Below are 22,011 nucleotides of genomic sequence, written 5' to 3' on the forward strand. Positions count from 1 at the left end.
ATATACAAAATGATATAATATTGAATCGTTAATCGTATTCACCGTCCCCATGAACGCCGACTCTTCCGCTGGGCTGCCGGAGTCCGACCAGATGCGTGCGGCTGCCGAATCCGCGTGCGCACTACTCAAGGTGTTGTCCAATCCCGACCGGCTGCTGCTGTTATGCGAGCTGTCGCAGGGCGAACGCTGCGTGAGCGATCTCGAAGCGCGGCTCGATATCCGGCAGCCGACGCTGTCGCAGCAGCTCGGCGTGCTGAGAGATAACGCGCTTGTTCGCACACGCCGCGAGGGCAAAAACATTCACTATTCGCTCGACAGTCCGGCCGCGATCGCTGTGATGAGTGTGCTGTACGAACAATTTTGCGGCCCGGCCGTAAAGGGAGCGGGCCATGCAGATTGACGCGCTGCATTTCACGCCTTGGCTGTCGCTGGCCGGCGGCGTGCTGATCGGGCTCGCGGCCGGATGGCTCGTCGCGTTCAACGGGCGGATCGCCGGAATCAGCGGTATCGTCGGCGGACTGCTTACGGCGGCTGCCGCGGAGCGCGGCTGGCGCGTGGCCTTCGTGGCCGGGCTGATCGCTGCGCCGCTGATCGTGCGTGTCGCCGGTGCCGGCGCGGCCCCGCAAGTCGATGCCGGCTGGGGTGAGTTATTGACGGCCGGGCTGCTGGTCGGGATCGGCACGCGCTATGCGGGCGGATGCACGAGCGGTCACGGCGTGTGCGGATTGTCGCGTGGAGCGGCGCGCTCGCTCGTCGCGACGGCCGTGTTCATGACGGCCGGCTTCGCGACCGTATTCGTGCGGCGGCACGTGCTCGGAGGCTGACATGCAGAGTGGATTCGCGTTTCTTGCGGGGTTGCTGTTCGGTGTCGGCCTCATCGTGTCGGGGATGGCCAACCCGCGGAAGGTGCTGGGTTTTCTCGACGTGGCCGGCCGCTGGGATCCGTCGCTTGCGTTCGTGATGGCCGGTGCGATTGGCGTCGCCGTGTTCGCGTTCGCATGGGCGAGGCGCCGGCCGCGCTCATTGCTCGGCCTGCCGATCCAGTGGCCCGCCGCGCGTACGATCACGGTGCGGCTCGTTGCCGGGAGCGCCGTGTTCGGGATCGGCTGGGGCCTTGCCGGCTTCTGCCCGGGACCGGCGATCGTGTCGATCGGACTCGGATCGGTCAAGGGCATCGCGTTCGTCATGGCGATGCTGGTCGGGATGGCGTTGTTCGAATGGATCGAACGGCGGCAGCGCGCCCGCTAGGCGCGGCCCGGCCCGGGCGCTGACGGGCCGGCAGGGAGCAGCCGGCGGGTAATCGCCCGGTCGTAGCGGTGCGATCCGCCGTGGCAAGCACCGAAGAAGGCCCCGCCCGATTTCGACCGGTATGCCGCAACCGCTGCGGATCACGGCGTGCGGCTACTGCGCGAGCCGCCGCGTCATGCTCCGTCGTCCACATGCCGGCCGCCCAACAGTTGCGCGGCCATGCGATGCAGCCACGCGCGCGGCGCGGCGAGCACGCCGGCCCGTGCCGTCGGTTGCGCGACGAGCGCGCCGGCAGGCCCGTTACCGCCGGCGGTCAGCTCGACATGGCCGGCCGCGTCGAGCGTCAGGCAATCGCCTTCGTCGAGCACGCGGCGAACGTAATGCGGTGCATCAGGCAGCCAGTCGAGTTGGCCGTTGCGCAACGTGATCGACAGCGTGCCGTCGAGCACAATCACCTGGCTTCCCTTGTCGAACCACGCAAAGTGGCTTTGGCCGGCGTCCAGCCGGATGTCTTGCGTTCGCATGGCGAGTCCCTTGCCGGTTTGCCCGGTTGCGCGGCCTCGCGACGGCGAGGCGATAGCGTCTAATCAGATTAAGGAAACGCACACGGGCAGGACAGATTCAGGGGACGGAAATCTGTTACGGTGCAGGCGCAGTTTCAAGCCTCTGTATCGGTGGGTTTTCCCCGCATCTGTATCTGGCGTGCGTGCTCTCCCGAGCGCACGATCCACCGCATGACGCCCTCCACCGACTCCTCCCGCACGCCTTTGCCGACAACCGGCGAGCCGCTTTACGAGCGACTCGCCGAGCATTACCGCCGCATCATCGCGGCCGGTACGCTGTCGCCCGGCGACCGGATGCCATCGGTGCGCGCCTTCATGGCGCAGCATGGGGTAAGCCTGTCGACCGCGATCCAGGCGTTCCGGCGGCTCGAGGATACGGGCTGGTGCGAAGCCAGGCCGCGTTCGGGATACTTCGTGCGGCGGCGCGCGGCGGCAGCGCTTCAGGCGCTGCCCGAAAGCAGCGGGCCGTCGTTGACTATCGAACCGCCGTTCGCCGGACTGCACGAACGTGTATCGCGCGTGATCGATCGCGCGAACGCGAAACCCGATGCGCTGAATCTCGGCGGCGCGTCCGCGCAGGCGACGCTGTATCCGGCAGAGCGTTTGCAGGCGCTGGCGATCCGGCTGCTGCGCCGCAAGCCGACGCTGCTCACGGATGCGGGGCCGGTCGGCGGCTCGCCCGAATTCCGGCAAACGATGGCCAAGCGTGCGCTATCGTATGGCGTGACCGTGTCGCCGGACGACGTGATGTCGACGAGCGGCGGCGTCGATGCGGTAAACCTTGCGCTGCGGGCGGTCGCGCGCCCGGGCGACACGATCGCGATCGAATCGCCGGCCTTTTTCGGCTTGATCCAGCTGCTTGAAAGCCTCGGCCTGCGCGCGCTCGAAATTCCGGCCAGCCCGACGACCGGGCTGTCGATCGAAGCGCTCGATGTGGCGCTGACCGCGTACCCCGACATTCGGGCCGTGGTCGTCGTGCCCAACCTGCAGAACCCGCTCGGCAGTGTTATGCCCGACGAACGGAAGGCCGCGCTGGTTGCACTGTGCTCGCGCCATGGCGTAGCGGTGATCGAGGACGAGCCGTATCGCGAGCTCGTCGAGGCGCCGCACGCGGTGAAGCCGGTGAAGGCATGGGACCGCGACGGCACGGTGATCTACTGCCCGTCGTTCAACAAGGTGCTGGCGCCCGGGATGCGGCTCGGCTGGATGAGCGCGGGCCGCTGGCACGCGCGCGTGAAGATGCTCAAGTTCGCGCACAGCCGGCACAACGCCGCGTTGCTGCAGGCCGTCGCGGCCGAATTCGTCGGCTCCGGTGCGTTCGATCGCCACCTGCACCGGTTTCGCGAACAGCTTCGCGTGCAACGGGATGTGACGATCGATGCGATCGCGCGCCACTTTCCGGCCGGCACGCGGATGAATCGGCCGCCGGGCGGCATGCTGCTGTGGATCGCGTTGCCGGACGGCGTGCATTCCGAAGCATTGTTCGATGCCGCGCTGGCACGCGGGGTGAGGATCGCGCCAGGCTCGATCTTTTCGAATTCCGACCGCTTTGACGCGTATATCCGGCTTGCATGCACGCGCGTGTTCGACACGCGTCATGAAGCGGCCATCGAAACGCTCGGCGAGTTGATACGGCTGGCCGCGGCCGCCGCGTAGACCGTGCAGCAGGCGCGCCGCCGGCCGCGTCGGCATCGGCGCGGGGTGTTCGAGCCGAACGTACGGGCCGCCCGATTCGGTTCGTCGCGCTTCCGCCGGCAGGCCGCCGCGCGACAGCGCGCCAGCGGTACGACTTCGACGGTGTCATCGGCTGATCGCCTGAGCGGCCAGGTGCTGGCGGATGAGTGACAGGTAGCGATCCCCGACCGAGAAGTCGCGCGCGACGCGCGGGCGGTGCGCGGCGCGCAGCGTGGCCGGCACGCTCATGCCCAGGTATCGGCACACCGCGGACGGAAACGGTTTACGCGTATGCCCGAGCTGGCGCGCCGCGCGTTCCACGCGGGCGTCGCCGACCTGCGCACGCAACCATGCCAGCACTTGGCGATCGGTGTCGTTGACGATACGGACCAGATGTTCCATCGCGCACCTCACTGTTCATAAATACAGTACTGTAAATATAACCAGTATATGAGGCGACCGCAAGCGGCCGCACAGGGCGCTTGGCCGTTCGGCCAGGGTTCAGCGCGTCGGCGAGGCGATATGGGCGGGCGGCGATCCGCCGGTCCGGCTGGGTGCGGTGCCGGCGGGCGTGGCGGATGCGGCCGACGGGACGAGATTCGCGTAGCGCGCATCGGTCAGCGTGCCGAGGAACGCGACGATATCGTCGATTTCGGCGTCGGTCAGCGCGGGCGGCGTACCTGGCCGGCGGTTCATCGGTGTCGAGTTGACGTTGATATTGCCGCGATAGGCGGCCGGCACGTCGTCGAACGTCTTCGTGCCGTGATACCAGCGGCCAGGGTCGGTCGAGCGCGTGTTATAGAACGCGACCGCGTCGTGCAGCGTCGTGAACACGCCGTTGTGCATGAACGTCTGCTTGACCGCGACGTTGCGCAGCCCCGGCGTGCGCAGGTAGCCGCACCACTGCGTCGGCTCCGGCCAGCGTAGCCGCACGGCCGTGTCGCACAGGCCGGTGTCGAAATGGCGGGGATCGCGGTTCGCGGGCAGCGCGCGATTGCGCGGCACTGCGATCGCGTCGTAGCCGAAATCGGTGAACAGCGAGCGCTCCGGCCGGTTCGACGTCTCGGACAGCGTATGGCAGCTCATGCAGTTGCCCTTGTCAGGATTGCGAAACAGCGCGAGCCCCCGCATCTCGGCAGGCGCAAGCGGCCGGCGCGTGCGCAGGTAGGTGTCGAAGCGCGACGTGAACGGCGCCATCTCGTCGCTCTGAAGGTAAGCCTCGACCGCCGCGCCCAGCGCGCGTACCAACTGCTCCGGATCGCGCCGCACCGATGCGCCGAAGCGCGCGGCGAGATCGTTCGCCAGCTCGATGCCGTCGACCTTGCGCAGCAGTGCGGCCGGCGACCGGTTGTTCATCTCGTTCGGATCGAACAGCGGCCCCCGGATCTGTTCGGCGATCGTTTCCGCGCGCCCGTCGCTGAACAGGCCGCCGAACGGCGATGGCGCGGGCGCGTCGTCATCCTGGTAGAAGTGGCGGCGCGGCACGTAGCGAACATAGAGCAGCGACGGCGCGTTGCGCTGGCTGAAGCGACCGCGGCGGCTGCCTTCCGGCACGCCGGGGCCGGCGAGCGATGCCGCCGATAGCGTCGGCGCGAACGCGCGCGCAGGATCGTGGCAGCCAGCACACGACATCCCGCGCGGCTCGGACAGCCGCGGATCGAAAAAGATCCGCCGCCCGAGCGCGACGAGCGTCGGGTCCGGCGCGAAGCGGGCAGTTGCCGCATCGACCTTGGCGCTTACCTGAGGCGTCCCGTTCCCGATCGTGTCGACGATGCGAGACGGCGGCGCGCCGGCGAGGAGCGTCGTCTCGGACGGGGCTGCATGGGCCGCGAGCGCCGCGCCGGTGAGCGTTGCCGTGGCGAGGGCGCGCATGGTTCTGCCGCGGCCGGCGACGAGGGCCGAAAGCGAAGTGGCAGTCGAACCCGAACCCGCGGCCGAAGCCAGGGCCGGAGCCGAACCCGAACCCGAACCCGCGGCCGAACGCGAGGCCGAACCCGAACCTGCGACCGGTGCCAAAACCGAAGCCAAAACCAAGACCGGGCCCGAAGTCCAACGCCCGGCCAATACGCTTGATGAACTCACCGCCTTCAGCCATCCGGCTATCCGTCGCCGGCGAGTGACCGGTTCAGCCGAACCGGCCTTCTCCGTCAAACCCTCACGCAATTGCACATCGTCATTCACGGCGCGATGAACCCCGTCTTGTCGCAGGCGAGCGTGTTGCCCGACTGATCGCACGACGCGAGCAGCTTGCCCGCCGCCGAATAAGCATGGAATACCCAGCCCGTCGCCGGCGCGGTGCGTCGCTCCATGATCAGGAAGCCGAAGCTGTTGTTGTGCGACATCCGCTCGATCACGGCGCCCGGCGCGGGCGTCAGGCCGGCCGGGAACGGATCGGGCAGCGCGACGTCGAGGTTGTCGCCGCCGTTGCCTGACACGATCGTCGCCGGATGCCCCGACGAGAAGTTGATCGCCTGGAAGTCGTGCACGTGCCCGTGCAGCGCGACGTGGATGCCGGGCGGGTAGTACGCCTGCGCGTTCAGGCTCGACATCACCGATTGCAGTGCGAGGTTGCCCGGTGCGGGCGTGCTGCCGGCAATCGGCGCGAACGCGAGGATCGGATGGTGATTCGTGAAGATCGTCGTCGACATGCCGGCCTTCGATGCAAGCAACGCGACCGTTTGGAACTGCTTCTGGTAGATGCGGAATTGCGCGTCGGTCGCCTTCAGCGGATTGCGGCCGACCTTCGCGGTGTCGAACACGATCACCTGCGTACCGCCGCCGAGCGACACCGCATAGGGATCCGAATAGTTTGCGTCGTCGTCGTTGGCGGGATCGTCGCACGAACGGGCCGCCGAATACGGGCGCGGATCGAGGAAGCGGAACCAGCCCTGGCCGGCCCGCGCGCATTCCTCGTGGTTGCCGCGCACGACGACCCAGGGCGCCTTCGCGAACAATGGCGCGGCCGGGCGGAACAGGTCGGCCTGCCACGTATCCCAGCCATAGCCCCACGGGCTGTCCTTGCAGCCGGCGATGTCCGGCGGACACGCGTTCTCGCGATAGTGATAGTCGCCGACGTGCAGCACGAGATCCGGCGACAGCTTCGCGACGCTCGCCGCGATTGTGTCGAACGGCCAGACGGTCGCGTCGTTGCATGCCTGCCATGCGTTGTCGGCCTTCTTCATCCGGCAGCCGGTGTCCGCGATGATCGCGATGCGCTGCGGCTGCGCTTTCGGCAGCGGCAGCGCGCGGCCCGCGACGCTGGCCGACTGCGCGTCGGCCGGCAGCGCCGCTTCGCAGACCGACACCGGGAAGCTCGACGGTTTCGAGTCGGCCGGGGCGCTCGCGGTCGGACGCTGGGCAATCGTCGCGGCGCCAGCGCGCAGCGTCATGCGCGACAGCTTGCCGTCGACGGACAGTTGCGGACACAGCGGATCGCTCGCGGACACGGGACTGTAGTTCGTGACCACGCGCGCAATCGCCTGGTTCGCATCGCCGATCTCGACCCACGCGGCCTGGACGTTGATCGCGGCACTGGCCGGATCGGCGGGCGTATCGATGTGATTCGAACACGCGGACAGCGCCGCGAGGACGGCAAGCGGAGCGCAGCGCACGAGCAGCGCGCGAGAGAGGAGTCGTCGCATGGGTGGCACCGTAGGAAAGCCGTCAACGATACGGAACGCAAATGTAAGAAATATGAACGATGGGACGTGGCGCTGGCGCGGCGCGAGCGTTGCGCCGCGTCCGGTCGCGGCCTTGACCTCAAGCCGGCTTGAAGCAGCATAGTCCCGATTACGATCAACGCGGAAAACGGAGAATCGGCGATGAAGGCGAGCATGGCAAACGAAGCGCAGTCTGCGCTGTGGAACGGCCCGTCGGGCTCGGCATGGGTCGATGCGCAGCGCTCGCTCGACCGGATGTTCGAGCCGTTCGAGGCGCTGCTCGCGGATGCGGCGACGGCGGCGTCCGCGAGCAGCGTGCTCGACGTCGGCTGCGGCACCGGCGCCGTAACGCTTGCGCTCGCGCGGCGGCTCGGCGCGCGAGCGCGCTGTACGGGAGTCGATATTTCCGCGCGGATGATCGTCGCTGCACGGGCGCGCGCCGAACGCGAGGGTGTCGACGCCGGCTTCACGCATGCCGATGCACAGACGCATGTATTCGCACCGGGTCGGTTCGACCTGATCGTGTCGCGGTTCGGCGTGATGTTCTTCGACGATCCGGTGCGTGCCTTCGCGAACCTGCGGCACGCGGCGCGCGCGAATGGGCAGTTGCGATTCGTCGCATGGCGGGGCGCCGCCGACAATCCGTTCATGACGACGGCCGAGCGGGTCGCGGCGCCGTTGCTGCCGCACTTGCCGCCGCGGCGGCCGGGGGCGCCGGGGCAATTCGCGTTCGGCGACCGGCAACGGATCGCGTCGATATTGTCGGACAGCGGCTGGGCCGATATCGCGATCGAGCCGATCGATATCGCGTGCGCGTTGCCGGCGTCCGCGTTGGACGACTACATCGCGCGGCTGGGGCCGGTCGGGCTCGCGCTTTGTCAGGTGGACGACGCGACGCACCGGCGCGTGCTCGCTACGGTTCGCGCTGCGTTCGAGCGCTACGTGCAGGGCGCCGACGCGCGCTTCGATGCCGCGTGCTGGCTCGTCACGGCGCGGGCGCCGTCCGCATGATGCATCGCGGAAAGTGCGGCAGCCCGATGATCGGCACGTGCGTTGCCGTTCGCGCGCGACGATGCCGGCGCTTCGTGCAACAGGCGAGTGCCGGCGCCGCCGACAGGTTCAGCCCCGCCTCGCATGCAGCATCAGCCACGCGCAGCCGGCCGCCACGAGCGCGAGGCCGAGCAGCACCGCCTCGGCGCCGAGCGCGAAACCGGGCGCCATCTGGCCGCTGTTCGGCACCGGCGACAGGTTGCCCGCGATCGCGATCGCACCGCCGCCCAGCAGCGCGATGCAGACGATCCAGTAGACCCTGCCGCGCGGAGCGGCGGTGCGCATGCGCCACAGCGCGAGGCCGACGCCGCCGAGGTAAAGCACCGCGAGTGTCGCGAGCGCGACGACGTCGCCGGTGCGATCGTGCAGCAGGCCGATCATCGCGCGGCTCCGGCACGCGCCGCGCACCGGCGCGAGGAGACGGACACGATCGTCCCGTTCATTCGGCCTCCGTTGCATGCCCCGGCGCACGGCTCAGCAGATGCGTACGGTGATCGGCTGCGAGCGACACGTAGCGCTCGTATTGGCGCAGCACGTCGGCGATCAGTTCGTCGCCGCGCAGGTATTCGACGTTGTAACCGAGCCGGCCGTCCTCGAAGAACGTGACGATGCCGTACACGTGCGGACGCTCCGGTTCCGGCTCGGCCGCTTCGCGTACGAGGAAGGCGGCCGCGGATTTCGCCGTCACGCGCACGCCATAGACGAAATCGCGATGTTCCGCAGTCGGAACCGTCAGCCGGACCGCATCGTCGCTGTCGCGCTGCACGAGCGCGTCGACGCCGCCCGCGCGCAGTTCGTCCGCGACCTTGCGCAGCGCGGGCTCGACGGTTCCCGCGACGAACTGGCGGGCGTCCGCCTCGGTCGTCTGCCGCAGGATGTGCGTCAGGCGATGGCGCCAGTGCTGGCCGGTCCAGAAGCTCGTCGCAGGCGCGACGTCCTGTGAATAGTGCGCGCGATCGGCCGCGAGCCCGCGCCACAGCCCGTAGCACAGTGCGAGCATGATCAGCGCGACCGGCAACGCGGCGATCAGCGTCATCGCCTGCAGCGCGCCGAGGCCGCCCGCGACCAGCAGCACTCCTGCCGTCACGCCGAGCAGCGCAGCCCAGAACAGCCGCTGCCACACCGGCGAATGCGCGGCGCCGCGCGTCGCGATCTGGTCGATCACGAACGCGCCCGAATCGGCCGACGTGACGAAGAACACCGCGATCAGCACGATCGCGACGATCGACAGCAATTGCGGCAGCGGCAGGAAATCGAAGAAGCGGAACAGCAGCGCATCGACGCTGCCGGCCGTCTGCGCGAGTGCGCCGGCCGCAGCGTGCGTATCGAGCCAGATCGCGCTGTTGCCGAATACGGTCATCCATACCAGGTTGAATGCGGTCGGCACGAGCAGCACGCCGATCACGAACTGGCGGATCGTGCGGCCGCGCGAAATGCGCGCGATGAACATCCCGACGAAGGGCGACCACGATACCCACCATGCCCAGTAGAGGATCGTCCAGCCGCCGAACCAGCCTTCCTCGCGCGGCGGCGCATATGCGTAGGTGCGAAACGACAGGTCGACGAGGCTCGACAGGTACTGCCCGATGTTGTCGCCGAGCGCGCGCAGCAGGAACGCGGTCGGACCCGCGACGGCCACGAACGCAAGCAGCAGGAACGCGAGCAGCAGGTTCAGTTCCGACAGCCGCCGCACACCCTTGTCGAGACCGCTCGCGGCCGATGCGCCGGCCAGGGTCACGACGATCACGACGAGCCCGATGCGGAACGCGTTGCCGCTCGTATCCCAGCCGGCGACCGTATGCAGGCCCGCGCTCAATTGCATCACGCCGTAGCCGAGCGTCGTCGCGATGCCCGCGACCGTGCCGACCAGCGCGAACGCGTCGACCGCGTGGCCGATCCAGCCGTTCACGCGCTCGCGCAGCACCGGATACAGCCCGGAGCGCAGCGTCAATGGCAGGTTGTAGCGGAAACCGAAGTACGCGAGCACGAGGCCCATCAGCCCGTAGATCGCCCACGCGTGGAAGCCCCAGTGGAAGAAGGTCATCAGCATCGCCTCGCGCGCGGCCGCGGCCGTGCCGGGGTCGACGGTCGGCGGCTTCAGGAAGTGCTGCATCGGCTCGCCGACGCCGAAGTACATGAGGCCGATTCCCATGCCGGCCGCGAACAGCATGGCCGTCCACGATACGAAGCTGAACTCGGGCTCCGCGTCGTCGGGGCCGAGCCGGATGTTGCCGAAGTCGCTAGCGGCGATCAGCACGAGAAACACGAGAAACGTGGTGACGGCGAGCACGTAGAACCAGTCGAAGCGAGCTATGACCCATTGTTGGCCGGCCGAGAACAGCGCACCGGCTTCGGCCGGGCGCAGCGCGCATACGACGAGCAGCGCGCCGATGACCGCGAGCGCGGGCAGCACGACCTGCGGCTTGAATGTCGTGCGGGACGAGGGACGGGAATCTGGCATGGCTGGCATCCAGTTGTGGGCGCAACGACGCGCAACGCCGCCCGGCGCGCACGTCGCGCGTCGGACCCTGATACGGCGTGCGTCGAGTGTACCGCGGTGTCAGGACTGCAAGAAGGGACATGCAGAAGGGATGAACCTGACGAATTGTAAGGTATCGGGGCGATCGCGAACACCCGCGTATGTCTCGGCGCGCGGAAGGAGGGGCGATGGGCCGGAGAAGGGCGCCGGCCCCCTGGCGATGCAGGTCGTCCGGGGGGCAGCGTGCGAGGTACCGCAGTTCGGCTTCAGAACGTCACGGCGATCCCGGCCATGCCGACGAACTGCCCGTGCGTCGTCGACGGCGTAAGCTGTTGCGAATCGCCGACGATCGGCGCCGCGTCGACGATATGGCCTGCGCCCAGCGCGCCGAGCGTCTGTCCGCTCGAATGCGTGTACGCCTGCAGCGCATAGAGTGTCGTGCGTTTCGACAGGCTGTACGACTCCTTCAGCGAATACTGCTGGTAACGGGCCGCGTCGGACACGCCGTTCGCCTTCGACGCGAGCGTGTACGCGAACGCGCCGGCCACCGAGAAGGTCGGCGTGCAGCGGTACGCAGCGAGTACGCCGTATGTGTTGAACACGGCCGTGTCCGTGAACGTGGAGCCGTTGCCCGGCAAGTACTTCACGTTCGAGTAGTTGACGCCCATCGTCAGGTTGCCGAGCGTGTAATTGCCGGCAGCCGCGACCTGCTCGACGGCCTTCGCGGTCAGATAACCCTGGTTCAGCACGGACACCGCGAAGCTGCCCGATGCCGCGGTCGCCGGATTCAAAAAGCCCGCTGAAGAACCCGAACTGTTGATGCGCAGATAGCCGGCCGCGATGCCGACCGGCCCGTTCGCATAGCGCAGCGCGGCGCTGAACGTGTTGCCCTTGCCGGTCGCGCCGGCGATGCCGCCGAACGCGTACATCGCGCTCGCGGTCAGCCCCGAGAATACCGGCGACGTGTAGGTAACCGAATTATTGACGCGAATCGTCGTGTCGAGGCCGTCGATGTCGCCCGGATGCGCGCCTGTCGCGCCGGTCAGCCAGCTGCTCGACGCGTACGGGCCGACCAGCAGGAAGTATGGCGTGTACTGGCGGCCGGCCGTCACCGTGCCGTAATGATCGTTGCGCAGCCCGACGAACGCCTGGCGGTTGAAGATCGTGCCGGCGGCGGCTTGCGCGCCGGTATTCAGGTTGAAGCCGGATTGCAGGTCGAAGATTGCGTGGGTGCCGCCGCCGAGATCCTCGTCGCCGCGCAGCCCGAACTTCGACGCATACAGGTTGCCGTCGCGCATGTAGATGTTCGAGTGGCCTTGCTGATTGTTCACGTACGCAATCGAATCGTCTACCACGCCGTACAGCGTCACGCTGCTCTGTGCATGAGCGGCGGAAGCGCCGAGCGACGCTGTGCATAAAATCAGGATTGCAGAGTAGTGGGGCGATGCTTTCATTGACGATCTCCAAGTCTCTTCTACGGGGAGGCTGATCGGCCTCCTCTTCGGTGGATGGCGGGCCGCGTGTACGGCCCGCCCGATCGAAGGGTCAGGCGTTGATCCGCGCTCGCGCGGTCAGCCGCCGAGGGCCACGACGATGCGACGCCAGGCGCCGTCCCGCACATCGTGTTCGATGCGGGCGCCGCGCACGGCAAGCGCGCCCTGCAGCGACGCCGGCAAAAGGATTTCGACGCGCTCGGCGGGGCGGTTCATGCGGCCGTCCCAGCGGACGGACACGTCGAGTTCGCCCGATGCCGCGCGCCCGGTCTCAATGCGCCACAGCCCGTATTCACCGTCGCGCCAGGCTTCGGTTTCGCCGTCGTCCTCCACACACTCGCCGTGCGCCACGCCGTCCTCGGTGCGCGGCGCAACGAGGAAGCCGCGTGTGTCCGCGCGCGCGCCGAACCTTTGCTCGGCGACGTTCAGCGGCAGCACGCGGCCTTCGCGCAACAGCATCACCGGCGTGTCGAGCGGCGCGGGCAGCGTCACGTCCGCGCCGCCTTCGAACGACTGCGCGCTCGTGCAGCAAATCCAGCGGGCGCCGGACGGCAGGTAAACCGCACGCTCCGTGCGGCCCGGCTCGACGACCGGCGCGACGAGCAGCGCGTCGCCGAGCATCATGTCGTCGCATGCGTCGTAGCAGCGCGCATCGCCGGGGAAGTCGGCGAGGGTTGGCCGCAGTACGGGCTCGTAGCGCGTGGTCGACAGCCACAGCAGGTGATACAGGTAAGGCAGCAGCCGATAGCGCTGTTTGATCAGCGATGCGATCTGCGCGGCGATCTCCGGATACATCCACGGTTCGTTGACGGTGCCGTCGTCATTCCACGAATGGATGCTGAAGCGCGGCATGAAGATGCCGAACTGCACCCAGCGCAGCAGCAGCTCGGGGGACGGCGCGGGGCCGGAGAAGCCGCCGATGTCGTGGCCGATGTTCGATACGCCCGACAGCGAAAGCCCGAGTCCCATCTTCAGGTTGTAGCGCAGCGTCTCCCACGACGTGTAGTTGTCGCCGGACCACGTCTGCACGTAACGCTGCATGCCGGCGCCGCCCGAACGCGACACGAGGAACGGCCGCTGCGCAGGAGCGTGCGCACGCTGCGCGTCGCGCGACGCGCGCATCATCAGCATCGTCTGCAGCACCTTTGCTTCGCGCGCCGGAAACGGTGCGCCGAAGCCATGCGCGATCGCGTCGGGCGACCAGATCTCGTATTCGTTGTTGTCGTTCCAAGTCGATGCGATCCCGTATTCGAGGAGCGCCGACGTGACTTGCTCCTGCCACCAGCGATACGCTTGCGGTTGCGTGAAGTCGATGTACGCGCCGACCTCGTCCCAGAACTGCACCCATGCGGGCTCGCCCGACGCGGAACGGATCAGCAGCCCGCGTTGCGCGGCTTCGTCGAACGCCGGATGATCGCGCAGCAGGCACGGCTTGATGTTCGCGCACAGGCGGATGCCGTGGTCCCGGTAGTGCTGCACGAAACCATTCGGATCGGGAAACTTTTCGCGGTTCCAGTTGAACACGTAGCGCTTCGCGCCGATCGACGTGTAGCCGGACGACAGGTGAAACGAATCGCACAGGATGTCGTGCGCGTCGCACTGTTCGACGAACTGGTTCATCTGCTGCTGCGCGTCGGGCGCATCGGTGTAGCTCATCGTGGAGCCCGAATAGCCGAGCCCCCATTTCGGTGTGCGCGCGGGGCGCCCGGTGAGCCACGTGAAGCGGCGGGCGGCCGCGAGCGGTGTATCGGGCGATGCGATGAAGTAGTAGTCCAGATCGCCGTGCTCCGCGACGAAATAGCGATAGAGCCCGTGGTAGTTGTCGAGTTCGCGGCCCATGTCGAACGTGCAGTCCGACAGCGTGTCGTAGAACAGCCCGAAGCCCCCGCGCGCGTCGGGCGACCAGGTGATGTAGAACGGAATGTGCTTGTAGAGCGGGTCGGTGTGCTTCGCGCTGTAGCCCATCGCGTCGATGTTGCGCATCTCGAAGCGCGCGCCGGTGCGGTCGAGCTCGCCCGCGCGTTCGCCGAGACCGAACACCTTGTCGCTGCGCTCGCGCGCGACGTAGTGATATGCGCGCTCGTCCCACCAGCCGAAGTTGTACGCCTGCGTTGCACGGTCGGCGAGCACGACGCGCCACGCGCCGTCGGCACCGCGCATCGACCACGTGCAGCGACCGCCTTGCCGGTTCACCACGACACGAATCTGCGCGGTTTCGATGCGCACGGCGTCGTCGTCTTCGACGAAGTCATAGTGCGGCAGCGCGAAGCCGCTCAGATCGAGACGGTCGCGTCCGTCGAGCGGAACGTCGTCGAGGCCGGGCGCGATCGTCCACGTGCGCGGGTTGCGCGGCGTCGCGTCGGGCAGCACGCGCACGCGCACGATGTCGTCCTCGAGCACGAAGAGCTCGACGGTGGCGCCCGCGTCGGACGCGAGCAGGATGCGATTCGCGTGCCGCGACGCGACGCGGAACACGGGCGGATGAAGAAGCGAAGTCATGAAAGCGATTCCTGGTGAAAACGGATGTCAGGCGTGCTGCGCAAGCAGCCGTTCCTGCTTCGACTGGCCGCGAATCAGCACCGCGAGCAGCGTGACGCCGATGATGTCGAACAGGCCGAGGCACGCGAACAGCGGCGCGTAGCCGATCTTGTCGGCGAGCGCGCCGACCAGCAGCGAGAAGCCGAGCCCGCCGATCCACGCGGCCATGCCCGCGAAGCCGCTGGCGGTGCCGACTTCCTCGGGATCGAACACGTCGGCGGACAGCGTATTGACGAGCGCGGAGATCATCTGGTGCGCGAAGCCGCCGACGCAGAACAGCGCGATGGCCGTGTACGGCGACGACACGAGCCCGATCATCGCCGGTCCGAGCATCAGCACCGCGCCGAGCGCGACGCCGGCGACGCGCGACCACACGAGCGGCAGCTTGAAGCGATTCGCGAGGTAGGGCGACAGGTAGCCGCCGGCGATGCCGCCGAGGTCGGCCGCGAGGAACGGCATCCACGCGAAGACGGCGATCTGCGTGAGCGCCATGTGCCGCTCGGTCGCCAGATACAGCGGGATCCAGAAGCTGAAGGTCTGCCATGCGGGTTCCGCGAAGAAGCGCGGCAGCGCGATCGCCCAGAAGCGGCGAGCGGTGACGACGTCGCGAATCCGTCGCTTCGACACGGCCGGCATCGTGGCCTGGCCGTCGCGGATCAGCGTGCGCTCCTGCGCCGTGATGCGCGGGTGAACGGCCGGCGACCGGTACTGCGTGTACCACAGCGCAGCCCACACGAAGCCGAGCGCACCGGTGACCATGAACGCGGATTGCCAGCCGAACCGCATCGAGATGAACACGACGAGCGGCGGCGCGATCGCGGCGCCCAGCGACGTGCCCGCATTGAAATAGCCGACGGCAACCGATTTCTCGCGATCCGGAAACCATTCGGCGACCGCTTTCATCCCCGACGGAATCGCGGCGGCCTCGAACAGCCCGAGCAAGCCGCGCAGGATGCCCAGCGACAACCAGCCCGACGCGAAGCCGTGCGCGACGCCGACCACCGACCACAGCATCGCGAACAGCGCGAACCCGAGCCGCAGCCCGATCAGGTCGACGACGAATCCGCACACCGGTTGCATGATCGTGTAGCCGATCTGGAACGCGCCGACGATGTACGAGTACTGCTGCGTCGAAATCGCGAATACCTGCTTCAGTTCCGGTGCGAGCACCGCGAGGGAATTTCGTGCGAGGTAGTTCAGGATCGTGCCGAGACATACCAGCACGATGATCCACCAGCGCAACGCCTTGACTGTCTTCACTGCCGTCTCCTGATCCGTTCGAGCCGCCGCGCAACGGCGGTGTGAGCGGTCTTGTTTGTACGATGTCCGATGTTGAGGGTCGTCGGTCCGTCGGAATTTCAGCAGAATATCGGTGTTCAATCGAACATTTCGCGCTGATCGAAAGCCAATGTTATCTGATGACTGACCATTTTCGAACATCGTATGTTCGAATTCGAATCCGGTCAACGCGAATCTGCATTCGAACGAACGTGATCCGGGTTTTCCCGATGAGCGGACGCAGATCAGCTGCCAATGTCCTGCCGAGCGACTGAAACGCGTATCTGCGTGGGCTGCGGCGCAACCGCGGCAGTCCGCGCAAATAGGGCGGGGCGTGACAACCCTGATGAAAATTTATTTTTTTCCGCGTGATGGAGCGTGTAAATTGATTTTCATCTACCTTGCAAATCGATTCGCATGACGCCTCTCGTTTCGCACGATGCCGGTCACGATGAATCCGCGATCGCGGAGCGCATCGCGTCGGCCATGCCGCGGATGACGCCGATCCACCGCCGGATGGGCGAGTTCGTGCTCGCGAATCCGTTTCGCGCCGCGACGATGCGGATCGACGAACTCGCACAGGCGGTCAACGCATCGATCGCGACAGCGAATCGCTTCGCGAAGGCGCTCGGCTTCGACGGCTACCCGGCGATGCGCGCGGCGCTGGTGCGCGGCTTCGAGGCGACGCTTGGGCCGGTCGAGCGGCTGCGTTCCGCGCAGGAGCAGGAACAGGAGAACGGCGTGCGCGGCGCTGCGTGGATCGACGCAGTGTTCGACCAGGCCGTCGCGAACATCGAGAACACGCGCGCGCAGCTGGATGCGGCCGACGTCGAAGCCGCCGTCGAGGCGATCGTCGGCGCGCGGCGCGTGCTGATTCTCGGCGCCGGCTCGAGTGCGTTCCTGACCGGGCTCATGGAGCACGGCCTGTCGGTATGTCACGACAACGTGCAGTCGCTGGCATTGCTCGGCGGCCCGTCGCATGCGGCGCGGCGGCTATATACGGCCGACGCGCGCGATCTCGTGATCGCCCTCGCGTTTCCGCGCTACGTGAAGGACACGATCGAACTTGCGCGCCGGGCGGCGGCGCGCGGTGCGCGTGTGCTCGGCATTTCCGACGGTCCCGGCTCGCCGCTCGCGCCGATCGCTTCGCTGAACCTGTACGTGAAGGCCGAGCGACGATTTGCAGCCACGTCGGAAGCGGCGGTGCTGACGATGATCGAGGCGCTGATCGATGCGGTTGCGCTGCGGACGCACCGGTCCGCGAAGTCGGCCGCCGAAATGACCGAATTCCTGCTGCCGTGGCTGGTCCAGCCGCAAGCGGCGCTGCCGGCTGCCAAACCTTCTTCCACCGGGCCGAAAAAATCATGACTTCATCCGCGATCGTCGCGATTCATGGCGGCGCAGGCACGATCCTGCGCGACGCGATGGATTCCGACACCGAACGCCAGTACCGCGCGGAGCTGACCGCGATCCTGCACGCCGCGCAGCAGGTGCTCGCCGACGGCGGCAGCGCGCTCGATGCCGTGACCGTCGCGGTGCGGATGCTCGAGGACTGTCCGCTGTTCAATGCCGGGCGGGGCGCCGTCTATACGGCCGAAGGCAAGCATGAACTCGACGCGGCGGTGATGGACGGCGCGACGCTCGCGGCCGGCGCGATCTGCTGCGCGACTCGCGTACGCAATCCGGTCCTTGCCGCGCGACGCGTGATGGAGGCGAGCGAGCACGTGCTGTTCGCGGGCGCAGGCGCCGACGCGTTCGCGGCCGCGCAGGGGCTCGAACTCGTCGAACCCGGGTACTTCGACACCGAAGCGCGCCATGCGCAATGGTTAAAGGCGCGTGCGTCGGCCGGTGCGATGCTCGACCACGACGCGGCAACGTTCGCGTTTGGCGCCGCGCGTGCGCCGGAACCGCTCGATCCCGACCGCAAGCACGGCACGGTCGGTGCGGTCGCATGCGACGTCAATGGTCATGTCGCCGCGGCGACGTCGACCGGCGGCATCACGAACAAGCAGCCGGGGCGCGTCGGCGATTCGCCGATCATCGGTGCCGGCTGCTACGCGGACGACGCAACCTGCGCGGTATCGGCGACCGGCACCGGCGAGATGTTCATCCGGCTCGCAACCGCGCACGACATCGCCGCGCAGATCGCGTATCGCGGCGCATCGCTCGCCGACGCCGCGCACGACGTCGTGATGAACAAGCTGCCGCGCCTCGCCGGCCGCGGCGGGATCGTGGCAGTCGACGCGCGCGGCAACGTCGCGATGCCGTTCAATACGGAAGGGATGTATCGCGGCTACGCGCGCGTCGGCGAGACGCCGGTGGTAGGCATCTATCGCGACGATGCAGCCTGATTGCGGATCGCACGAGGAGAGCTTCGCATGACTTCGAGCCGAAACACTGCCGCGCTGACGTTGCCGGAACAGCGGGTCGTCGCCGTCGACGACCTGTCGGTGATGTTCCGCCGCGAAAACGCGACGTTCGACGCGGTGCGCAACGTGTCGTTTCACGTCGATCGCGGCGAGACGCTCGCGATCGTCGGCGAATCGGGCTCCGGCAAGTCGGTGACGTCGCTCGCGCTGATGCGGCTCGTCGAGCATGGCGGCGGCGAGATTACCAGCGGCCGGATCGCGCTGCGGCGGCGCGGCGGCACGATCGTCGATCTCGCACAGGCGAGCGCGGCGACGATGCGCGGCATCCGCGGCGCGGACATCGCGATGATCTTCCAGGAACCGATGACGTCGCTGAATCCGGTGTTTACGGTTGGCGACCAGATCAGCGAGGCGATCGCGCTGCACCAGTCGAAGAGCGCGACCGAAGCGCGCGCGGAAGCGCTGCGGCTGCTCGATCTCGTGCGCATTCCGGAGTCGCGCCGCGTGTTCGTGCGCTATCCGCATCAGCTGTCAGGCGGGATGCGACAGCGCGTGATGATCGCGATGGCGCTGTCATGCCGGCCTGCGCTGCTGATCGCCGACGAGCCGACGACCGCGCTCGACGTGACGATCCAGGCGCAGATCCTCCAACTGATCCGCGGCCTGCAGGACGAAATGAACATGGGCGTGATTTTCATCACGCACGACATGGGCGTGGTCGCCGAGGTGGCCGATCGCGTGCTCGTGATGTATCGCGGCGAGAAGGTCGAGGAGGGTGAGTCCGAGCGGATCTTCACGACGCCCGCGCATCGCTACACGCGCGCGCTGCTCGCGGCGGTGCCGCGTCTCGGTTCGATGCACGGCACCGATGTCCCCGAGAAATTTCCGCTGCTGAAAGTGGACGGCACGAGCGTGGCCGCGTCCGCGCCTGAGGCGGACGATGCACGCGACGCAGGCGGCGCACCAGCCGACAGGCAGCCGCACGTCGATCCCGAGGCGCCGCCGATCCTGCGCGTGCGCGACCTCGTCACGCGCTTTCCGGTGAAGAGCGGCGTGTTCGGGCGCGTGTCGCAGTACGTGCATGCGGTCGAGCGGGTGAGCTTCGAGCTGCGCGCGGGCGAGACGCTCGCGCTCGTCGGCGAGTCGGGCTGCGGCAAGTCGACGACCGGTCGCTCGCTGCTGCGTCTCGTCGAATCGCAGAGCGGCGCGATCGAGTTCGACGGCCGCGACATCGGCGCGCTGAAGGGGGCGGACCTGCAGGCGCTGCGCCGGAACATCCAGTTCATCTTCCAGGATCCGTTCGCGTCGCTGAACCCGCGGCTGACCGTCGGTTTCTCGATCATGGAGCCGCTGCTGGTGCACGGCGTCGCGAGCGGCCGCGACGCGCAGGCGCGCGTCGACTGGCTGCTCGACAAGGTCGGGCTGCCGCCGGAGGCCGCGCGCCGCTATCCGCACGAGTTCTCGGGCGGCCAGCGTCAGCGGATCGCGATCGCACGCGCGCTCGCGCTGAACCCGAAGGTCGTGATCGCCGACGAATCGGTGTCGGCACTCGATGTGTCGGTGCAGGCGCAGATCGTCAACCTGATGCTCGACCTGCAACGCGAACTCGGTGTCGCGTATCTGTTCATCTCGCACGACATGGCCGTGGTCGAGCGCATCAGCCATCGCGTCGCGGTCATGTATCTCGGCCAGATCGTCGAGATCGGCCCGCGCCGCGCGGTGTTCGAGGCGCCGCAGCATCCGTATACGAAGAAGCTGATGAGCGCGGTGCCGGTGGCCGACCCGGCGCGCCGGCACGCGCCGCGCCAGCTCGCGGCCGACGAGATTCCGAGTCCGATCCGCGCGGCCGGCGACGAGCCGGCGGTTGCGCCGCTCGTCGCGGTCGGTCCCGATCATTACGTCGCGACGCATCGCGTCGGCGGCGCGTATTGACGTGAGTGGAATCGAGGTGTGTTGAATTGAGTGCCCGCGGGCCGGTCGCGTCGTGACAGTCCCGCAAGCGCGCGATGCGCGCAACGCAGCAGGAAGTCGAAACCGAAACGCCCGAGAGGCGTCACCGATTCACCAACAGGAGCCCAGCAACATGAACAAGCCGCATTCGTTCCCGATGTTTCGTCCGCGTGCATCCCTCGTCGCGCTTGCCGGTGCGTTCGCGCTGACGGCCGCGCTGCCTGCGTTCGCGCAGCAGAACGTGGTGGTCGCGGTGTACTCGACGTTCACGACGATGGACCCGTACGACGCGAACGACACCGTGTCGCAGGCCGTCGTCAAGTCGTTCTACGAAGGGTTGTTCGGTTTCGACAAGGACATGAAGCTCGTGAACGTGCTCGCGACGAGCTACGAAGCGAGCCCCGACGCGAAGACGTACACGGTCAAGCTGCGCCCGGGCGTGAAGTTCCACGATGGGACCGACTTCAACGCTGCCGCGGTGAAGGCGAACTTCGACCGTGTGACCGATCCGGCGAACAAGCTGAAGCGCTACGGGTTGTTTCGCGTGATCGAGAAGACGGAAGTGGTCGATCCGATGACGGTGCGCTTCACGCTCCGCGAGCCGTTCTCCGCGTTCATCAACACGCTCGCGCATCCGTCGGCGGTGATGATCTCGCCGGCCGCGCTGAAGAAGTGGGGGCGCGACGTGTCGCTGCATCCGGTCGGCACCGGGCCGTTCGAGTTCGTCGAATGGAAGCAGACCGACGACATGAAGGTGAAGAAGTTTGCCGGCTACTGGAAGAAGGGCTACCCGAAGGTCGATTCGATCGACTGGAAGCCGGTGGTGGACAACAACACGCGCGCGGCGTTGCTGAAGACCGGCGAGGCCGACTTCGCGTTCACGATTCCGTTCGAGCAGGCGGCCGACCTGAAGAGCAATCCGAAGGTCGAGCTGATCGAGCGGCCGTCGATCATCCAGCGCTACATTTCGCTGAACACGCAGAAGAAGCCGTTCGACAATCCGAAGGTGCGCGAAGCGCTGAACTACGCGGTCAACAAGGAAGCGCTCGCGAAGGTCGTGTTCGCCGGCTATGCGACGCCGCAAACGGGCGTCGCGCCGGTTGGCGTCGAATACGCGACGAAGCTCGGGCCGTGGCCGTACGATCCGGCGAAGGCGCGTGCGCTGCTGAAGGAGGCCGGCTATCCGAACGGCTTCGAATCGACGCTGTGGTCCGCGTACAACCATTCGACGGCACAGAAGCTGATCCAGTTCGTGCAGCAGCAGCTCGCGCAAGTCGGCGTGAAGGTGCAGGTGCAGGCGCTGGAGGCCGGCGAGCGGGTCGCGAAGGTCGAGAGCGCGCAGGATCCGGAGACTGCGCCGGTGCGGATGTACTACAGCGGCTGGTCGGCGTCGACGGGCGAGGCGAACTGGGCGCTGTCGCCGCTGCTCGCGTCCACGTCGGCGCCGCCGAAGCTCTACAACACCGCGTACTACAAGAACGCCGCCGTCGACGACGATCTCGCGAAGGCGCTCGAAACCACCGACCGCGCGAAGAAGGCGTCGCTGTACGCGGACGCGCAAAAGCAGGTGTGGACGGACGCGCCGTGGATCTTCCTCGTGCAGGAGAAGATCGTGTATGCGCGCAGCAAGCGCCTGCACGGGATGTACGTGATGCCGGACGGTTCGTTCAACTTCGACGAAATCTCGGTGAAATGACGGCGGTCAGCCCG

General features: G+C 67.5%; 19 protein-coding genes. 10 read left to right on the top strand and 9 right to left on the bottom strand.

The features are described 5' to 3' along the window. Positions 1–49: 49 nt before the first annotated feature. From WK25_RS23270 to WK25_RS23280, 3 genes are read left to right on the top strand one after another with little or no spacing between them, the layout of a single operon-like run. Positions 50–400, top strand: a complete 351-nt coding sequence (locus WK25_RS23270; RefSeq protein WP_069242863.1) for an ArsR/SmtB family transcription factor — start codon at positions 50–52, stop codon at positions 398–400. Continuing rightward, the gene (locus WK25_RS23275; RefSeq protein WP_069242864.1) at positions 390–824 is read left to right on the top strand and encodes a YeeE/YedE family protein; all 435 of its coding nucleotides are present in this window, start codon (positions 390–392) and stop codon (positions 822–824) included. The genes WK25_RS23270 and WK25_RS23275 overlap by 11 nt, the downstream gene beginning before the upstream one ends. A gap of 1 nt (position 825) precedes the next feature. Beyond that, the gene (locus WK25_RS23280; protein WP_069242865.1) at positions 826–1,248 is read left to right on the top strand and encodes a DUF6691 family protein; all 423 of its coding nucleotides are present in this window, start codon (positions 826–828) and stop codon (positions 1,246–1,248) included. A 173-nt stretch (positions 1,249–1,421) separates the two neighbouring features. On the opposite strand, the gene WK25_RS23285 is transcribed toward WK25_RS23280, so the two are convergent. Next, a complete protein-coding gene (locus WK25_RS23285; protein ID WP_069242866.1) occupies positions 1,422–1,772 on the bottom strand; it encodes a hypothetical protein in 351 nt (116 codons plus the stop codon). A gap of 210 nt (positions 1,773–1,982) precedes the next feature. Between WK25_RS23285 and WK25_RS23290 the strand changes: the two genes are divergently transcribed. Further along, positions 1,983–3,467 carry a PLP-dependent aminotransferase family protein gene (locus tag WK25_RS23290; protein WP_174554697.1) on the top strand — a complete coding sequence of 495 codons (1,485 nt, stop codon included), beginning with the start codon at positions 1,983–1,985 and terminating at the stop codon, positions 3,465–3,467. A gap of 144 nt (positions 3,468–3,611) precedes the next feature. Here WK25_RS23290 and WK25_RS23295 read toward each other — a convergent pair whose 3' ends face one another. Next, entirely contained in the window at positions 3,612–3,887 is a 276-nt protein-coding gene (locus WK25_RS23295) for a hypothetical protein (RefSeq protein ID WP_040139625.1), read from the bottom strand. 99 nt (positions 3,888–3,986) lie between these two features. Next, positions 3,987–5,357 (bottom strand): cytochrome-c peroxidase, encoded by a 1,371-nt coding sequence (locus tag WK25_RS23300; RefSeq protein ID WP_069242867.1) that lies wholly within the window; start codon positions 5,355–5,357, stop codon positions 3,987–3,989. 37 nt (positions 5,358–5,394) lie between these two features. Between WK25_RS23300 and WK25_RS31420 the strand changes: the two genes are divergently transcribed. Continuing rightward, a complete protein-coding gene (locus WK25_RS31420) occupies positions 5,395–5,676 on the top strand; it encodes a hypothetical protein (protein ID WP_167432667.1) in 282 nt (93 codons plus the stop codon). Here WK25_RS31420 and WK25_RS23305 read toward each other — a convergent pair. Continuing rightward, positions 5,663–7,126, bottom strand: a complete 1,464-nt coding sequence (locus tag WK25_RS23305) for a metallophosphoesterase family protein (RefSeq protein WP_069242868.1) — start codon at positions 7,124–7,126, stop codon at positions 5,663–5,665. The two genes, WK25_RS31420 and WK25_RS23305, sit on opposite strands and share 14 nt — an antisense overlap. 180 nt (positions 7,127–7,306) lie before the next feature. Here WK25_RS23305 and WK25_RS23310 point away from each other — a divergent pair, with 180 nt between their 5' ends. Beyond that, positions 7,307–8,155, top strand: a complete 849-nt coding sequence (locus WK25_RS23310) for a class I SAM-dependent methyltransferase (protein WP_069242869.1) — start codon at positions 7,307–7,309, stop codon at positions 8,153–8,155. A gap of 108 nt (positions 8,156–8,263) precedes the next feature. Here WK25_RS23310 and WK25_RS23315 read toward each other — a convergent pair whose 3' ends face one another. The 5 genes from WK25_RS23315 to WK25_RS23335 all read right to left on the bottom strand — a co-directional run bounded on the left by WK25_RS23315 (position 8,264) and on the right by WK25_RS23335 (position 15,964). Then, complete coding sequence (locus tag WK25_RS23315; protein WP_069243510.1) at positions 8,264–8,575, bottom strand: hypothetical protein; 312 nt, start codon at positions 8,573–8,575, stop codon at positions 8,264–8,266. Between the two features lie 58 nt (positions 8,576–8,633). After that, on the bottom strand, positions 8,634–10,655 hold the full coding sequence (locus tag WK25_RS23320; RefSeq protein ID WP_069242870.1) for a BCCT family transporter: 2,022 nt from the start codon (positions 10,653–10,655) through the stop codon (positions 8,634–8,636). Between the two features lie 284 nt (positions 10,656–10,939). Beyond that, positions 10,940–12,127, bottom strand: coding sequence for a porin (locus WK25_RS23325; RefSeq protein WP_069242871.1), 1,188 nt, complete (start codon positions 12,125–12,127; stop codon positions 10,940–10,942). A 117-nt stretch (positions 12,128–12,244) separates the two neighbouring features. After that, positions 12,245–14,665, bottom strand: coding sequence for a glycoside hydrolase family 31 protein (locus WK25_RS23330; RefSeq protein WP_069242872.1), 2,421 nt, complete (start codon positions 14,663–14,665; stop codon positions 12,245–12,247). A 27-nt stretch (positions 14,666–14,692) separates the two neighbouring features. Next, positions 14,693–15,964 carry an MFS transporter gene (locus WK25_RS23335; RefSeq protein WP_040139632.1) on the bottom strand — a complete coding sequence of 424 codons (1,272 nt, stop codon included), beginning with the start codon at positions 15,962–15,964 and terminating at the stop codon, positions 14,693–14,695. A 435-nt stretch (positions 15,965–16,399) separates the two neighbouring features. On the opposite strand from WK25_RS23335, the gene WK25_RS23340 reads away from it, so the two are divergent. The 4 genes from WK25_RS23340 (at position 16,400) to gsiB (ending at position 21,997) form a co-directional block, all read left to right on the top strand. Next, a complete protein-coding gene (locus WK25_RS23340) occupies positions 16,400–17,350 on the top strand; it encodes a MurR/RpiR family transcriptional regulator (RefSeq protein ID WP_040139633.1) in 951 nt (316 codons plus the stop codon). After that, entirely contained in the window at positions 17,347–18,333 is a 987-nt protein-coding gene (locus WK25_RS23345; RefSeq protein WP_069242873.1) for an isoaspartyl peptidase/L-asparaginase family protein, read from the top strand. Before WK25_RS23340 ends, WK25_RS23345 begins: the two co-directional genes overlap by 4 nt. A gap of 27 nt (positions 18,334–18,360) precedes the next feature. Further along, the gene (locus tag WK25_RS23350; RefSeq protein ID WP_069242874.1) at positions 18,361–20,283 is read left to right on the top strand and encodes a dipeptide ABC transporter ATP-binding protein; all 1,923 of its coding nucleotides are present in this window, start codon (positions 18,361–18,363) and stop codon (positions 20,281–20,283) included. A gap of 151 nt (positions 20,284–20,434) precedes the next feature. Continuing rightward, positions 20,435–21,997, top strand: coding sequence for a glutathione ABC transporter substrate-binding protein GsiB (gene gsiB / locus WK25_RS23355; RefSeq protein WP_040139636.1), 1,563 nt, complete (start codon positions 20,435–20,437; stop codon positions 21,995–21,997). The last annotated feature ends 14 nt before the right edge of the window (positions 21,998–22,011 follow it).

The organism is Burkholderia latens (assembly GCF_001718795.1).
Taxonomy (GTDB): Bacteria; Pseudomonadota; Gammaproteobacteria; order Burkholderiales; family Burkholderiaceae; genus Burkholderia; species Burkholderia latens_A.

What these genes read in the sequence shown, in the direction of transcription:
- WK25_RS23270 (WP_069242863.1), top strand. Translation starts at nt 50, where the DNA reads ATGAACGCCGACTCTTCCGCTGGGCTGCCGGAGTCCGACCAGATGCGT.
- WK25_RS23275 (WP_069242864.1), top strand. Translation starts at nt 390, where the DNA reads ATGCAGATTGACGCGCTGCATTTCACGCCTTGGCTGTCGCTGGCCGGC.
- WK25_RS23280 (WP_069242865.1), top strand. Translation starts at nt 826, where the DNA reads ATGCAGAGTGGATTCGCGTTTCTTGCGGGGTTGCTGTTCGGTGTCGGC.
- WK25_RS23285 (WP_069242866.1), bottom strand. Translation starts at nt 1,772, where the DNA reads ATGCGAACGCAAGACATCCGGCTGGACGCCGGCCAAAGCCACTTTGCG.
- WK25_RS23290 (WP_174554697.1), top strand. Translation starts at nt 1,983, where the DNA reads ATGACGCCCTCCACCGACTCCTCCCGCACGCCTTTGCCGACAACCGGC.
- WK25_RS23295 (WP_040139625.1), bottom strand. Translation starts at nt 3,887, where the DNA reads ATGGAACATCTGGTCCGTATCGTCAACGACACCGATCGCCAAGTGCTG.
- WK25_RS23300 (WP_069242867.1), bottom strand. Translation starts at nt 5,357, where the DNA reads ATGCGCGCCCTCGCCACGGCAACGCTCACCGGCGCGGCGCTCGCGGCC.
- WK25_RS23305 (WP_069242868.1), bottom strand. Translation starts at nt 7,126, where the DNA reads ATGCGACGACTCCTCTCTCGCGCGCTGCTCGTGCGCTGCGCTCCGCTT.
- WK25_RS23310 (WP_069242869.1), top strand. Translation starts at nt 7,307, where the DNA reads ATGAAGGCGAGCATGGCAAACGAAGCGCAGTCTGCGCTGTGGAACGGC.
- WK25_RS23315 (WP_069243510.1), bottom strand. Translation starts at nt 8,575, where the DNA reads ATGATCGGCCTGCTGCACGATCGCACCGGCGACGTCGTCGCGCTCGCG.
- WK25_RS23320 (WP_069242870.1), bottom strand. Translation starts at nt 10,655, where the DNA reads ATGCCAGATTCCCGTCCCTCGTCCCGCACGACATTCAAGCCGCAGGTC.
- WK25_RS23325 (WP_069242871.1), bottom strand. Translation starts at nt 12,127, where the DNA reads ATGAAAGCATCGCCCCACTACTCTGCAATCCTGATTTTATGCACAGCG.
- WK25_RS23330 (WP_069242872.1), bottom strand. Translation starts at nt 14,665, where the DNA reads ATGACTTCGCTTCTTCATCCGCCCGTGTTCCGCGTCGCGTCGCGGCAC.
- WK25_RS23340 (WP_040139633.1), top strand. Translation starts at nt 16,400, where the DNA reads ATGACGCCTCTCGTTTCGCACGATGCCGGTCACGATGAATCCGCGATC.
- WK25_RS23345 (WP_069242873.1), top strand. Translation starts at nt 17,347, where the DNA reads ATGACTTCATCCGCGATCGTCGCGATTCATGGCGGCGCAGGCACGATC.
- WK25_RS23350 (WP_069242874.1), top strand. Translation starts at nt 18,361, where the DNA reads ATGACTTCGAGCCGAAACACTGCCGCGCTGACGTTGCCGGAACAGCGG.
- gsiB (WP_040139636.1), top strand. Translation starts at nt 20,435, where the DNA reads ATGAACAAGCCGCATTCGTTCCCGATGTTTCGTCCGCGTGCATCCCTC.